Source organism: Bradyrhizobium sp. PUT101 (assembly GCF_052043945.1).
In the GTDB taxonomy this organism is placed as follows: Bacteria; Pseudomonadota; Alphaproteobacteria; order Rhizobiales; family Xanthobacteraceae; genus Bradyrhizobium.
The window spans coordinates 1,730,693-1,745,314 of sequence record NZ_CP197207.1 but is presented as its reverse complement, the minus strand read 5'-3'; the positions used below and the strand labels follow the sequence as shown (position 1 = coordinate 1,745,314).

Below are 14,622 nucleotides of genomic sequence, written 5' to 3'. Positions count from 1 at the left end.
GGGTAAGCAAGAGGCTCCGCAGGTTGCCTGTCCCAGGTCATCCGGGCTTGCGCCTAAAGGGCGCGCTTCCCGGGATGACTGCGCGTCTTACGTCGCCGGCGGCTTGGGCCAGGGCCGCTGCGGACCACGCAGGCCCTCGAACGCCTTGGCCATGCCGAGCACGCCGATGTCGTCGAAGCGTCGGCCGACGATCTGCACGCCGATCGGAAAGCCCTTGGCGTCGAAGCCGCCATTGACGGAGATCGCGGGGTTCTCCGACATATTCCACGGCACGGTATAGGCGATGTGCTCGAACGGCTTCATGGGATCGTTGGTCGGCGAGGCCCACTCCGCCGGATAATTCACGTTCGGCGCGGTCGGCGAGATCACATAGTCGAGCTCGCAGAACAGCTTTGACGCCGCCGCGCGGATCGCCATGGTCTGGTTGAAGCCGCGGATCACGTCGACGCCGGAGAGCCTGGCGCCGGACTCGCCCCACTTGAAGATATAGGGCAACACCTTTGCCTGCTCGGCCGGCGCCAGCTTGGACAGGTCGTCCCACATCCGCGCGCGCCAGAAATTGTCGAGGCCGTCGAGCATCTCGCGCGTGAGGATGCCGTCGACTTCGGTCACGACCGCGCCCGCGGATTCGAACGTCTTCGCCGCTTTTACCGCGACCTCGCGCACCGGCTTCTCCAGGGGCAGGCCGCAGCCGGGATCGAGCATCAGGCCGATGCGCAGTTTTCTCGGCGACTTCTCCGGCCCCTTCCAGTTGAGCGGTTCGGCCGGCAGGCTCATACCGTCGCGCCGGTCGGGCTTTGCGATCACGCTCATCATCAGCGCGCAGTCGTCGACGGTGCGGGTCATGGGACCGGCGACACGGCCGACATAGGTGGGATCGATCGGCACGCGGCCGAAGCTCGGTTTCAGGCCGACGAGGCCGCACCAGCCGGCGGGCAGGCGCACCGAGCCGCCGATATCGGTGCCGAGATGCAAGGGACCGTAGCCGGCCGCTGCGGCAGCGCCTGCGCCTGCGCTTGAGCCGCCTGGATTCCTGGAGAGGTCCCAGGGATTGCGGGCCAGCGCATGGAAGCTGGAGAGACCGGAGGACAGCATGCCGTAATCGGGCATGGTGGTCTTGGCGAAGATGATCGCGCCGGCCTCGCGCAGCCGCGCAGCCGGCGGGGCGTCCTTCTCGGCCGGCACGAGCTTGACACTGGCCGCGCCCAGCGGCACCGGCACGCCCTTGGTCGCGATGTTGTCCTTCACCGTGACAGGCACGCCGTCGAGCGCGCCGGACGGCTCGCCGCCGGTCCAGCGCGCGGTCGAGGCCTTTGCGGCCTCGCGCGCACCGTCGGGATCGAACGCATAGAGTGCCTTGAGGTACGGCTCCCACGCAGCGACGTGCGTGAGCAGGTCTTCCAGCACCTCGCTCGGCGAGAACTGCTTTGCGCGATAGCCCGCGATCAGATCGACCGCGGACAGATCGTGCAGCGAGGTGACCGCCTCTTCGACGCTCTTTTTATGCATGGGCTCCCACCGGCATGCGCGTCTCGATGATGCGGGCGAACATGCTGGCGCCGATCGGCAGGATCTTGTCGTCGAGCACGAAGCCGGGATTGTGCACGGGCACCGAGCCGTCATGGCCGACCCAGAAATACGCGCCGGGGACGGTCTGCAGCATGTCGGCGAAATCCTCGCTGCCCATCTTCGGCTGGGTGCGGGTGATCACGTTGGCGGGATCGACGATGGTGCGCGCGACCTCCTCGACCACCTTGGACTGCTCGACCTGGTTGACCAGCACGTCGAAGGTGTCGCGGATGTCGACGTCGATCACGCAACTATAGGCGCTGGCGATGCCGGCGCAGATCGTGCGGATGCGTTCGGCGATCAGGGTGCGGACTTCTTTCGAGAAGGTGCGGATGGTGCCGCAAAGATGCGCGTCGCCGGGAATGACGTTGTAGGCGGAACCCGCATGGATCTGCGTGATCGAGATCACCGCGGCCTGCAGCGGCTCGACGTTGCGGCTGACGATGGTCTGGATCGCCTGCGCCAGCGTGGTGGCGATGATCACCGCGTCCTTGGAGCGTTCGGGCATCGCGCCATGCGCGCCGTAGCCGGTGATGCGGAGGTCGAAGAAGTCGGCGCTGGCCATTGCGGGGCCGGGCAGGATCGCGATCTCGCCATGGTTGAGATCGGGCGCGTTGTGCAGGCCGTAGAGCTCGTCGCAGGGAAACTTCTCGAACAGGCCGTCCTTGATCATGGCGCGGGCGCCGCCGAGGCCTTCCTCGGCCGGCTGGAAGATCAGGTGCACGGTGCCGTCGAAATTCCTGGTTTCGGCGAGATAGCGCGCGGTGCCGAGCAGCATGGTGGTGTGGCCGTCATGGCCGCAGCCGTGGAAGCGGCCGGGGATCTTCGAGCTCCATTTCAGGTTGGTGTTCTCCTCCATCGGCAGCGCGTCCATGTCGGCGCGCAGGCCGATGCGCTTGCCGCTCGAACCCTTGCCCTTGATGACGCCGATCACGCCGGTGCCACCGAGGCCGCGATGCACCTCGATGCCCCAGCTTTTCAGCTTGTCGGCGACGATGCCGGAGGTGCGCACTTCCTCGAAGCCGATCTCGGGGTGAGCGTGGAGGTCGCGCCTGATAGCGGTGAGTTCGTCGGCGTAGCCGTCGATGCGGTCGATCGTGGGCATGTGTCCTGTCCAGTTAGCGTGAGGGAGGATCGAAAACAGGGCCGTTCGGCTTGATGCGGATGCCCGGCCGCAGCCGCGTCCAGGGCAGGGAAGCCGTGTCGGCCGGCATTGCGCCGGGGGCGGCGCAGATCATCAGCTTCTCCGCGATCGGCTCGAAATCGGCGCGGAAATGGACCGAACTCTTGTTGACCAGGATCTTCTGCGCGGTCGGCTCGATGCCGACATAGCGGTACATCGCCTGGTCGGCGAGTTGCGCCTTGTGCGAGGAAACGACCACGCGGACGTCGCCGATGCGCAGGCACGCGGACGGTCCCATCTCCATCTCGCGGCCGCCATAATAGGGACCGGGTGCAGTGAAGCGGCCGTCGGAGAGCTTTTCCACCAGAAAGGTCTCGCGATAGGGCTCGTCGCCGGGAATGCCGGACTTGCCGCCGAGCGAGAGCGTTACGGTGGCGCCGACGCCGGCCGCATGCGCGGCCTTGGCCGATGCCGGATCGTAAATCGCGCCGGTCGCGGCGCTCGCCTTGTTGCGCACCAGCGCACGCAGCATGCCTGTCGTGTCGGAGTCGCCGCCGGCGCCGGGATTGTCCTGGGTGTCCGCGATGATGATCGGCTTGCTCGCGTGCTTCGAAAGTTCCATGGCATGGCGCACGCCATCGTCTGGCGACCAGATCTTGCCGTCGAAATCGTCTTCGTGGCTTTCGATCAGCTTCACGATCGCATCGGCTGCGCGGTCGGCGTCCGCCTGCGTCTTGCCATAGGCGAATACGCTCGGCCCGCAGTCGCGGAAATCCGCTGCCGGGAAGCCGGGCGCGAAAGAAAGTGTCGGAACCGCATCGCCCTCCAGCGCGGCGAGCTTTTCGTAGATGCCTTTGGTCGGCTCATCGTTGGTGCATTGCCAGCTGATCGGGATCAGGAACGGCAATTGCCGGAACGCCTTTGCGAAGCGTTGCTTCGTCTGCAGCAGCAGCGCCAGATGTCTTGCGCAGGCGCGGCCGGTCTCGGCCATGTCGACATGCGGATAGGTGCGGTAGGCGATCAGCGCGTCGGCATGCTCGATCATCTCGGGCGTGACGTTGGCATGAAGGTCGAGGCTGGTGACGAGCGGAACATCCTTGCCGATGACACGGCGCACGCGCGCCAGGATCTCGCCTTCGCCATCATCGAGATGCTCCGTCACCATGGCGCCGTGCAGGTCGAGATAGACCGCATCGATCGGCCCGGCGGCTGCGATGCCGTCGACCATCACCTTCACGATGCGTTCGAATGCGTCCTTGGTGACATGGGCAGAGGGGCTCGCCCCGCAGGCAATCGTCGGAACGAGTTCCCAGCCGCTGGCTGCAGCGCTGTCGACGAAGCCGGCGAGGCCGACATTGATGCGCCGCATCACCTTCAGCACGTCGGCGCCTTCCGTCATCGCCGGCCAGCCGCCGCCATGCTGGAAGTCCGCAAATGTCGCCTTGGTCGGAGCGAAGGTGTTGGTCTCGTGCAGGAAGCCGCCGATGGCGATACGTGTCATTCAGTTCAGTCCCAATTGAAAGTGCGCGCGACGTTAGCCCCGGCCTTGCCGCAAGAGCAAGCCGGGAAGCAATCGCGCCATGCATAGGGTCAAGACGTTTTGGGAATGCTGCTGCGCTGTCATTCCGGGGCGCGCCCACTTGGGCGCAAACTATGGTGCGCAATTGCGCACCTGAGAACCCATTTTGCTGCAGAGTCTGCCGTCCGATGGATTCCGGGCTCATCGCTTCGCGATGCCCCGGAATGACGGAGGAGAGATTTTACGCGCTTGCCGCCACGCCCTCGGCCACCGGCCGGAAGTTCGCGAAGTCCCAGCCTCGGCCCGGCGCGGCCTCCAGCAAAGCCCTGGTGTAGGCCTCCTTCGGATGCGTCAGCACTTCGGCGGCGGGACCCTGTTCGACCACGCGGCCATGCTGCATCACCACGACCTCGTCGCAGATTTGCGCAGCGACGCGCAAATCGTGGGTGATGAACAGGATGGCGATGCCGAGTCGCTTCTGGATCTCGTCGAGCAGTTCCAGCACCTGTGCCTGCACGGAAACGTCGAGCGCGGAGACCGCTTCGTCCGCGACCAGCACGTCCGGATCGAGCGCGAGTGCACGGGCAATGGCGATGCGCTGGCGCTGGCCGCCGGAGAACTGGTGCGGATAGCGCGACACGGCATCTGCCGGCAGGCCGACGAGCTCGAGCAGCTCGCGCGCCCGCTTCATCGCATCGGCCTGGGAGACGCCGTAGTTGATCGGGCCTTCCGCGATGCTGTCGCCGACGGTCACGCGCGGGTTCAGCGAGCGGTAGGGATCCTGGAACACGATCTGGATCTTCTTCCGGTGCGGCTGGAGCAGGCGGCGCGAGATGTCGGCGATCTCGCGGCCGGCGAGGCGCACGCCCCCGGAGGTCGGATCGATCAGGCGGACGATGCAGCGCGCCACCGTCGACTTGCCCGAGCCGCTTTCGCCGACGATGCCGAGGGTGCGGCCCTTGCGCAGCGTCAGCGTGACCTTGTCGGCGGCGACGACCTCACGGCCTTTGCCGAAGAAGGCGCGCTCCTTATAGACCTTGCTGAGTTCGTTGGCCTCCAGCACGACCGGCTCGCGGCTCTCTTCGCGCGGCTGCCGCGGCACCAGGCTCGGCACCGAGGCGAGCAGGTTGCGGGTGTATTCCATGGTCGGATTGCGCAGCACGGTCTCGAGCGCGCCGGTCTCGACCAGGCGGCCCTGCCGCATCACTGCGACGCGGTCGGCGATCTCGGCGACCACGCCCATGTCATGCGTGATGAACAGCACGGCAGTGCCGTGATCGCGCTGAAGGTCGCGGATCAGGGTCAGGATCTGCTTCTGCGTGGTGACGTCGAGCGCGGTCGTCGGCTCGTCGGCAATGAGAAGCTTCGGCTCCAGAACCAGCGCCATCGCGATCATGATGCGCTGACGCTGGCCGCCGGAGAGACCGTGCGGATAGGAGGCGAAGATGCGCTCGACCTGGGGCAGGCGCACCTGCTCCATCATGTCGATGATACGCTTCTTCCGCGCTTTCGCGTCGAGATCGGTATGCGCGCGAAGCACTTCGTCGATCTGGCGGCCGACCGGGACCACCGGATTGAGCGCGGTCATCGGCTCCTGGAAGATCATGGCCATCTGCGTGGCGCGAAGCTGGCGCAGGCGGCGGTCGGTGGCGGTGAGCAGCTCCTCGCCGACCAGCTTGATGCTGCCGCCGGTGGGAACCAGCGTGCCCTTCGGCAAGAGGCCCATCGTGGTGAGGGACGTCACCGACTTGCCCGAGCCGCTTTCGCCGACGAGGCACAGCGTCTCGCGCTCGCGCACCTGGATCGAGATGCCGTCGATGATGTTCGCGCCCTTCGGTTTCTTGCCGATGGAAACGACGAGGTTGTTGATGTCGAGGATGGTGTTGGTCATCACTTGCCTTCCCGCTGCTTCATGCGCGGATCGAGTGCATCGCGGGCGGCGTCGCCGATCAGGTTGATGCTGAGGATGGCGATCGAGAGCAAGAGGCCCGGCCAGAAGATCAGCGACGGCTTGATCTGGAAATACTGGCGGCCCTCGGCCATGATGTTGCCCCAGGTCGGCGTCTCCGGCGAGATGCCGGCGCCGAGGAAGGAGAGGATGGCCTCCGTCAGAATGGCGCTCGCGCAGACATAGGTGCCCTGGACGATCAGCGGCGCGACCGTGTTCGGCATCAGGTGGCGCCACATGATCTTCGGCAGGCTGGAGCCGACCGAGATCGCGGCCTCGACGTAAGGCTCCTCGCGCGCCGACAGAACGACCGAGCGGACCAGGCGCGCCACCCGCGGAATCTCGGGAATGGTGATCGCGATCAGCACGGTCCAGAGGCTGGCGCCGGACAGCGAGACCACGGCGATCGCGAGCAGGATGCTCGGCATCGCCATCAGGCCGTCCATGACGCGCATCAGGATGGAATCGACCAGCTTGAAGAAGCCGGAGACGAGGCCGATCGCGAGCCCGATGGCGATCGACATGATCGCCGCGCCGATGCCGATCAGAAGCGAGATACGGCCGCCATAGATCACGCGCGACAACAGGTCGCGGCCGTAGGCGTCGGTGCCAAGCAGGAATTGTGCGGAGGAGGGCTTGAGCCGCTGCGACGGCGCGAGCTGGATCGGATCATGCGGCGCGATCAGCGGCGCGAGGATCGAGATCGCCACGACCAGCGTGAGCAGGACCGTCGCAGTCGCAATGATGGGCGTCGAGGTGAGGAATCCGAATCGCGGCCGCAGCGGCGACGTGATCGGAATGGACGACTGGGGAAGGGTATCGACCGACATTTGTATCTTATCCTTGCCTCAGTACCGGATCCGGGGATCGAGCAGGGTGTAGGCGACGTCGATGAGAAGATTGACGACGACATAGATCAGCGACGTCAGGAGGATCATCGCCTGGATCACCGGATAGTCGCGCGCCAGCACCGCATCCACGGTGAGGCGGCCGATGCCGGGGATGTTGAACACGCTCTCGGTGACGACGACGCCGGAGATCAACAGCGCAAAGCCGGTGCCGATCACGGTGATCACGGGTACCGCGGCGTTCCGCAGCGCGTGGCGCATCATCACCGCGACCTCGTTGATACCTTTGGCGCGCGCGGTACGGACATAATCCTCGCCGAGCACATCGAGCATCGCTGCGCGCGTCATGCGCGCGATCAGGGCGACGTAGATGAAGGACAGTGCGCAGGTCGGCAGGATGATGCGCTCGAAGAACGGCCCGAAGCCGCTCGAGATGCTGCGGAAGCCCTGCACCGGCACCCAGCGCAGGTCGATGGCGAAGATCTGGATCAGGACATAGCCGATCACGAACACCGGCACCGAGAAGCCGAGCACCGACAGGCCCATCACGAAGCGATCGATCCAGGTGCCGTGCTTCCAGGCCGCGATCACTCCCAAGGGAACGGCGATGATGACTGCGAGGATGATGGTCGACAGCGCGACCGAGATCGACGGCTCGACGCGCTGGCCGATCATCTTCATCACCGGCAGGTTGGAGATCAGTGATGTCCCGAGGTCGCCGTGCAGAAGCTTGTTCACCCAGGTGATGAACTGCACGATCAGGGGCTCGTTCAGGCCGAGCGAGGTGCGGATGCGCTCGAGCCGTTCCGGCGTCGCGTTGTCGCCGGCGAGAATCGCGGCGGGATCGCCCGGAGTCAGCCGCAGAAGCAGGAACACGAACAGCGCGACGACGCCCATCACGGGCACCGCGGCCAGAACGCGTCGAATAAGATAACCCAGCATGCACTTATCTCCGGCTACGGAACGTGTGGAACATCGAGGCTCCCGTGAACTCTGTCGTGTCTATCATGCCTAACACTTGGGCTGGAAAGGCCGCCCGGAGACGCCGTCCTCTTAGGGCAAATTGTGTGCCAAGGGCTGCGCCGTAGCAAGAGGCCGGCATGTCCCCAATATCGACCACTCAGGATGCATGTCGCAGTTCATGCTCAACCCCAAGTGAAGGTGCCGTCGGTGGAGCGTTGAGGCCGCGCCAGCCGTCGATGGTCTGAGAGATCATCTGCGCCGTCGCTGCCGATAGAGTCCACCCGAGATGGCCGTGGCCGGTGTTGAAGAACACGCCCGGTATCCGCCCTGCGCGCACGACCGGCATCATGTTCGGCATCATCGGGCGCAGCCCGGCCCACGGCACGACGCGCGACGTTTCGACGGCGGGGAAGTTGCTGCGCACCCAGTCGATCAGCGGCTGCACGCGGTCAGCGCGGATGTCGCGATTGAAGTCGTTGAATTCAGCGGTGCCGGCGACGCGAAAGCGATCGGCTCCGAGCCGGCTGGTGACGATCTTTGCGGCCTCGTCGAGCAGGCTCACCGTCGGGGTGGCATTGCGGCTTTCGGCGGTGTCGAGCTGCACGGTGATCGAGTAGCCCTTCACCGGATAGACGTTGACGCGCTCGTCGAGCAGGGCGGCGAAGTGACGGCTCGCAACGCCCGCGCAGACCACGACGCCGTCCACGTTGAGCGCGCCGCGCCCGGCCCCCACGCCATCGCTCGCGGCCAGATCGGCCCAGCCGATGACGAAGCCGCTGCCGGCACGCGCGATCGAATCGATATTGGCCTCGTGGATGAAGGTCGCGCCACGCCGCTTGCAGGCTTCCGCCAGCCCGCGGGTGAACTTGTGGATATCGCCGGTCGCATCCGACGGCGTGTAGAAGCCGCCATAGTAGTCCTTGCGCAGTGTCGGCTCGATTGCGCGGATTTCCTCTGACGTCACCGGGCGGCGGTCGAGGCCGCCTTCCTGCAGCAGTGCGTTGACGCGCAGACCGGATTCGAAGCCGGCTTTGTCACGATAGATGTGGAGGATGCCGCGGCGTTCGAGATCGAAGTCGATCCCTTCGCGTGCCGCGATGTCGAACAGATATCTGCGCGCTTCGATCGCGAGCCGCGTGGTCTCGATGGTGTTGGCGCGGTAGTTGCCGATGTTGGCGACGAATTCGCTCATCCACGAATACTTATGCCAGTTCGGCCGCGGGTTCATCAGCAGCGGCGCGTCGCGCCGGAACATCCAGCGCAAACCCTTCAGGATCGTCGCCGTGCTGTTCCACACTTCGGCGTTCGATGCGGAGAGCTGCCCGCCGTTGGCGAAGGACGTCTCCATCGCGGCGTAGCGGTGCTTGTCGAGCACCGTCACCTTGTAGCCGCGTTCGAGCAGGGCATAGGCGGTCGTCACGCCGGTGATGCCGGCGCCGATGATGGCGATATGGGTCATGACTAGGTTCGGGGCTCCCGTGTTTAGAGTCGGCTAACCGCCGGCCAAAAGCCGTTGGCGGCGCCCCATCTGTCACGGTTACCTGAGAGCTTGATCCGCTGCGGATCTCGCAACGAACTATCCCCTTCGGTGGACGTCACGATTGCCTGAAATCGCGCCGCCTCTCTCCAGATCGTCCTGACGAAACGGTCCTTTTGCCTGAGAGTTTCCGGGGCGGTTGCTCCGTCGGCGCCGCAACGAAAGCTGAAAGCCTTCGCCGCGATCTCTCCCGCATCGTCGCGTGGACGGCCGAGCAGTACGATACGCCTCATTTTTAGACAAGGCTAAATTTCGACCGCAACTGCCGACGTATTGTGCAGTGCGAAGTTGATAGCCGAGGCAGTCCGGGCGCGCGCAGCGCGCCCCGGAATCTCGATATCCTCAGGTGCGCAACTGCGCACCATAGCTCGATGCTTTGCATCGCCCCGGGATGACGGCAGCGCCATCACTCCAGCGTCGCCAGCAATCCGGCCATCAGCCGGCCGCGCTCGACCAGGCTATCGACCTCGATGAACTCCTCCAGCGTGTGGCCGTTGCCGCCGCGCACGCCCAGGCCGTCGAGCGTCGGGATTCCCATCGCGCCGGTGAAGTTGCCGTCGGAGCCGCCGCCGGAGCTTGCATGCGGTAATTCCGCGCCGAGCGATTTGGCGATGCCCCGCGCCTTCTCATAGAGCGCCATGGTGCCGGCATCCGGCTCCCAAACCGGACGCGTCACGCCGCGCGTGACCTTGAACGCGACGTCGTTGCTGGTGCCCGACAGCGCCAGCATCCTCTCGACACCGCGGTCGAGATCGGCCTGACGCTTGGCCATGGAGAGCGCTTCGCCGGTCGCGGTCGTAGCAACGCAATTGACCCATTGGCCGCCGTGGACGACGCCGACCGAGAAGGTGCAGTCCTCCGTCGTCATCGCGTCGATGGCGAGGATCTGCCGCGCCATCTCGCGGATCGCCGAGCGTCCCGCCGATAGCGTGGCGCCGGCGTGGCTCGGCCGGCCCGTCGCCTCGAGATTGAACCGGGCGATGGCGTAACGTCCGGTGGTGACGCCGTTGTCGGCGCGGCCGGGCTCGGGTACCAGCACGTATTTGTTGCGCGCCGCTTCCGCCTCGATGATGTCCCGCGTCGAAGGCGTGCCGACTTCCTCATCCGGCGTGAACAGCACGGTGATCGGCAGCGGTGTGGTGAAGGACGCGCGCGCCAGTTGCCGGATCGCTTCCAGCGAGAGGTAATTGCCGCCCTTCATATCGTAAATGCCGGGGCCATAGCACTTGTTGCCCTCGCGCCGCCATTTCAGCTTCTCGATGGTGCCGACCGGATGAACGGTATCCATGTGTCCGGCGATCAGGATGCCCGGCTCGCCCTGCTTGGGATGAGGAAAGCGCGCGCGAATGACGCCGCCAAAGCCCTGGCGGCCGGCGATGCGCTCGATCGTCGCACCCATGATCGCCATATCCCGCGCTGCGATGTCGAGCATGCGGTCCACGGCGCTTGCGTCCCAGGTCGGGCTTTCGCATTCGACCCAGCCGCGCAGGCCCTCGAGCATCGCCTCGGAATCAAAGGGAAGATTGGCAGGATTCATCTCAATGTCTCTCAAGCTTCGAAAGATGGAACGCGCATTGCATCTGCGCGGGGTAGGACAAGCGGAGGGTGTTGTAGAGCCAAACCGATCTTTGTGGAGCCCGTACGCGCGCCGTAAGGGCCTGCAACGAAACCGGATTGACGCGCTGGGCACTGTCTGCAAGTCTCAAAAAGACAAAGGCATTGCATGAGGTTAGTTCGCCCAACGAATGAACCGCATGCTTAACCGATAACCTGCCTTTGAACAGTTTCACGTCAGGAGAACTTTCTATGTTCCACTTTATGCGCCGGGGGCGTCGCGCGTTCGCCTCCAAACTTGCGCTGTCGGTCGTCGCGCTTTCGACCGCGCTGGCCTCGCCAGTGCTTGCGGCCGGCAAGACCATTACGGCGGTGATGCATTCGGATCTGCGCATCATCGACCCGATCTTCACCACGGCCTACATCACGCGTGACCATGGCTACATGGTCTACGACACGCTGCTTGCGACCGACTCGAATTTCAAGATTCAGCCGCAGATGGCGGATTGGAAGGTATCCGACGACAAGCTGACCTACACCTTCACGCTGCGCGACGGACTGAAGTGGCATGACGGCGCACCGGTGACTGCCGAGGATTGCGTCGCCTCACTGAAGCGCTGGGGCAAGAACGACGGCATGGGCCAGAAGCTCATGGACTTCACCGCCAGCATCGAGGCGCCAGATGCCAAGACGATCGTGCTGAAGCTCAAGCAGCCCTACGGCCTGGTGCTTGAATCGATCGGCAAACCGTCCTCGCTGGTGCCGTTCATGATGCCGAAGCGGCTCGCAGAAACGCCGGCGGGCAAGCAAATTGCCGAGCAGATCGGCTCGGGTCCCTTCAAGTTCGTGCAGGGTGAATTCCAGCCCGGCGTGAAGGCGGTCTATGTCAAGAACACCGATTATGTGCCTCGCAAGGAGCCGGCCAGCTGGACCGCCGGCGGCAAGGTGGTGAAGGTTGATCGCGTCGAGTGGATTACCATGCCGGACTCCCAGACAGCGGTAAACGCGCTGCAGTCGGGCGATATCGATTTCATGGAGAACGTGCCCTGGGACATGCTCCCGGTCGTCGAGGGCAATAAAGACCTCAAGATTGAAGTCCTGAACAAGTTCGGCTTCCAGACGCTCGGCCGCATGAACTTCCTGCTGCCTCCCTTCGACAATCCCAAGGTGCGCCGCGCTGCGCTTCTGGCAATGAACCAGAAGGACGTGTTGGACGCGCTTGTTGGCAATCCGAAATACTACAAGATTTGCGGCGCATTCTTTATCTGTGACACGCCGCTCGCCACGGAGATCGGTTCGGAGACTTTGGTGAAGGGCGGCGGCATGGCGGAGGCCAAGAAGCTGCTTGCCGAATCCGGCTATGATGGGACGCCGATCGCGATCATGGCCCCGGGCGACGTCACAACTTTGAAGGCTCAGCCGATCGTCGCCGCGCAGCTGCTCCGTGAGGCTGGCTTCAAGGTCGATCTCCAAGCAACGGATTGGCAGACGGTGGTTGCCCGCCGCGCCGGCCAGAAGCCGGTGAAGGAGGGCGGATGGAACATGTTCTTCACCAACTGGGTCGCCGCGGACGTGATGAATCCGATCGCCAACGTCTCGATCGGGGGACGCGGCAAGAACGGCGGCTGGTTCGGCTGGGCGGAAGACGCCAAGATCGAAGAGCTCAAGGACGCCTTCGTTCGCGCGTCCTCGCCCGATGCGCAGAAGAAGATCGCAGCCGACATCCAAAAGGAAGCTTTTGAGCAGGTGATCTACATTCCGCTCGGCCAGTATCAGGCCCCGAGCGCCTGGCAGAAGTCGCTCACGGGTGTACTCGACGGCCCGGCGACGCCGCTGTTCTGGAACGTCAGTAAGTCGGAGTAGGCGGGGCATCCTTGCCGCGACTTTCGTCCGGATCAACATGCGGCGCCGCTGATATCAGCGGCGCCGCTGCCAGGAGGGCCTCGATGTTCCAACTCATGAGCCTGGGGCGTCGCGCGTTCGCCTCCAAACTTGCGCTGTCGGTCGTGGCGCTTTCGGCTCTGGCCTCGCCAGTTCTTGCCGCAGGCAAGACCATTACCGCCGTGATGCACTCGGATCTGCGCGTCCTCGATCCGATCTACACCAGCGCCTACATCTCGCGTGATCATGGCTACATGATCTTCGACACGCTGATCGCGACGGATTCGAACTTCAAGATCCAGCCGCAGATGGCGGACTGGAAGATTTCCGACGACAAGCTGATCTACACCTTCACGCTGCGCGAGGGGCTGAAGTGGCATGACGGCACGCCGGTCACCGCGGAAGATTGCGTTGCCTCCCTGAAGCGCTGGGCCGCTGTCGACGGCATGGGGCAGCAGATGATGCTGTTTACCGCGAGCATCGAGGCGACCGACCCCAAGACCATCACGCTGAAGCTGAAGGAGCCGTACGCGCTCGTGCTGGAATCGATCGGCAAGCCGTCCTCGCGGGTGGCTTTCATGATGCCGAAGCGTCTCGCCGAGACGCCGTCCGACAAGCCGATCCCCGAGCAGATCGGCTCCGGTCCCTTCAAGTTCGTGCAGGGTGAGTTCCAGCCCGGCGTGAAATCGATCTACGTCAAGAACACCGACTACGTGCCGCGCAAGGAGCCGGCGAGTTGGACTGCCGGCGGCAAGGTGGTGAAGGTGGACCGCGTCGAGTGGATCACCATGCCGGACGCCCAGACCGCGTTGAACGCGCTGCAGTCGGGCGACATCGATTTCATGGAAAATCCTGCCATTGAAATGTTGCCCACCATCGAAGCCGACAAGGGGCTCAAAACCGAGATCCTGAACAAGTTCGGATTCCAGACGGGTGCGCGGATGAACTTCCTCCATCCGCCATTCGACAACGTCAAGGTTCGCCGTGCAGCACTCCTGGCGGTCAAGCAGAAGGACGTGCTCGATGCGCTGATCGGCGATCCCAAGTACTACAAGACCTGCGCCGCGATCTTCATCTGCGACACGCCTTTCGCGACCGACATTGGCGGTGAGACCCTCGCGAAGGGCGGTGACATTGCCGCGGCCAAGAAGGCGCTCGCCGAGTCCGGTTACGACGGGACGCCCGTCGTGCTCATGGCGCCGGGCGACGTGTTGACGCTGAAGGCTCAGCCGATCGTGGTGGCCCAGCAACTGCGGGAAGCCGGCTTCAAGGTCGACCTGCAGGCCACCGACTGGCAGACGGTGGTGAGCCGGCGCGCCAGCCAGAAGTCCCCGAAGGAGGGCGGCTGGAACATGTTCATCACGAACTGGGTCAGCGCCGACGTGGTCAACCCGATCTCCAACGTCGCCGTCGGCGGGCAGGGCAAGAAGGGGGGCTGGTTCGGCTGGGCGGAGGACGCCAAGGTCGAGCAGCTCAAGGACGCCTTCGTTCGCGCGACCACGGCGGAGGATCAGAAGAAGATCGCGGTCGAGATCCAGAAGGAAGTCTACGATCAGGTGCTCTACGTGCCGCTCGGCCAGTATCAGGGTCCGAGCGCATGGCGGAAGTCGATCAGCGGGGTGATCGACGGTCCGGCGACGCCGGTGTTCTGGAATATGGACAAGTTGGAGTAGGATAGGA

The 14,622-nt window shown here is 64.5% G+C and carries 10 protein-coding genes and 2 riboswitches; of the genes, 2 read left to right on the top strand and 8 right to left on the bottom strand.

Features of this window, described 5'->3' with window-relative positions:
* Positions 1-87: 87 nt before the first annotated feature.
* The 8 genes from ACSHT2_RS08540 to ACSHT2_RS08505 form a co-directional block, all read right to left on the bottom strand.
* Complete coding sequence (locus tag ACSHT2_RS08540; protein WP_440641178.1) at positions 88-1,509, bottom strand: amidase; 1,422 nt, start codon at positions 1,507-1,509, stop codon at positions 88-90.
* Positions 1,502-2,674, bottom strand: a complete 1,173-nt coding sequence (locus ACSHT2_RS08535) for a M20 aminoacylase family protein (protein WP_197967681.1) — start codon at positions 2,672-2,674, stop codon at positions 1,502-1,504. The genes ACSHT2_RS08540 and ACSHT2_RS08535 overlap by 8 nt, the downstream gene beginning before the upstream one ends.
* Before the next feature lie 13 nt (positions 2,675-2,687).
* Positions 2,688-4,193, bottom strand: a complete 1,506-nt coding sequence (locus ACSHT2_RS08530) for a M81 family metallopeptidase (RefSeq protein ID WP_440641177.1) — start codon at positions 4,191-4,193, stop codon at positions 2,688-2,690.
* A 259-nt stretch (positions 4,194-4,452) separates the two neighbouring features.
* Positions 4,453-6,102, bottom strand: a complete 1,650-nt coding sequence (locus ACSHT2_RS08525; RefSeq protein WP_440641176.1) for an ABC transporter ATP-binding protein — start codon at positions 6,100-6,102, stop codon at positions 4,453-4,455.
* On the bottom strand, positions 6,102-6,989 hold the full coding sequence (locus ACSHT2_RS08520; RefSeq protein ID WP_440641175.1) for an ABC transporter permease: 888 nt from the start codon (positions 6,987-6,989) through the stop codon (positions 6,102-6,104). The genes ACSHT2_RS08525 and ACSHT2_RS08520 overlap by 1 nt, the downstream gene beginning before the upstream one ends.
* 18 nt (positions 6,990-7,007) lie before the next feature.
* The gene (locus ACSHT2_RS08515; protein WP_440641174.1) at positions 7,008-7,949 is read right to left on the bottom strand and encodes an ABC transporter permease; all 942 of its coding nucleotides are present in this window, start codon (positions 7,947-7,949) and stop codon (positions 7,008-7,010) included.
* 178 nt (positions 7,950-8,127) lie between these two features.
* The gene (locus ACSHT2_RS08510; protein WP_440641173.1) at positions 8,128-9,429 is read right to left on the bottom strand and encodes a D-amino acid dehydrogenase; all 1,302 of its coding nucleotides are present in this window, start codon (positions 9,427-9,429) and stop codon (positions 8,128-8,130) included.
* A gap of 67 nt (positions 9,430-9,496) precedes the next feature.
* A riboswitch (glycine riboswitch) is annotated at positions 9,497-9,602 on the bottom strand.
* 3 nt (positions 9,603-9,605) lie between these two features.
* A riboswitch (glycine riboswitch) is annotated at positions 9,606-9,710 on the bottom strand.
* Positions 9,711-9,913: 203 nt separating this feature from the next.
* Entirely contained in the window at positions 9,914-11,044 is a 1,131-nt protein-coding gene (locus ACSHT2_RS08505; protein WP_440641172.1) for a M20/M25/M40 family metallo-hydrolase, read from the bottom strand.
* A gap of 269 nt (positions 11,045-11,313) precedes the next feature.
* Here ACSHT2_RS08505 and ACSHT2_RS08500 point away from each other — a divergent pair, with 269 nt between their 5' ends.
* Together ACSHT2_RS08500 and ACSHT2_RS08495 are read left to right on the top strand one after the other, a co-directional pair.
* Positions 11,314-12,924, top strand: a complete 1,611-nt coding sequence (locus ACSHT2_RS08500) for an ABC transporter substrate-binding protein (RefSeq protein ID WP_440641171.1) — start codon at positions 11,314-11,316, stop codon at positions 12,922-12,924.
* A gap of 83 nt (positions 12,925-13,007) precedes the next feature.
* Positions 13,008-14,615: an ABC transporter substrate-binding protein gene (locus ACSHT2_RS08495; protein ID WP_440641170.1), complete on the top strand. Its 1,608-nt coding sequence runs from the start codon at positions 13,008-13,010 to the stop codon at positions 14,613-14,615.
* Positions 14,616-14,622 lie beyond the last annotated feature (7 nt).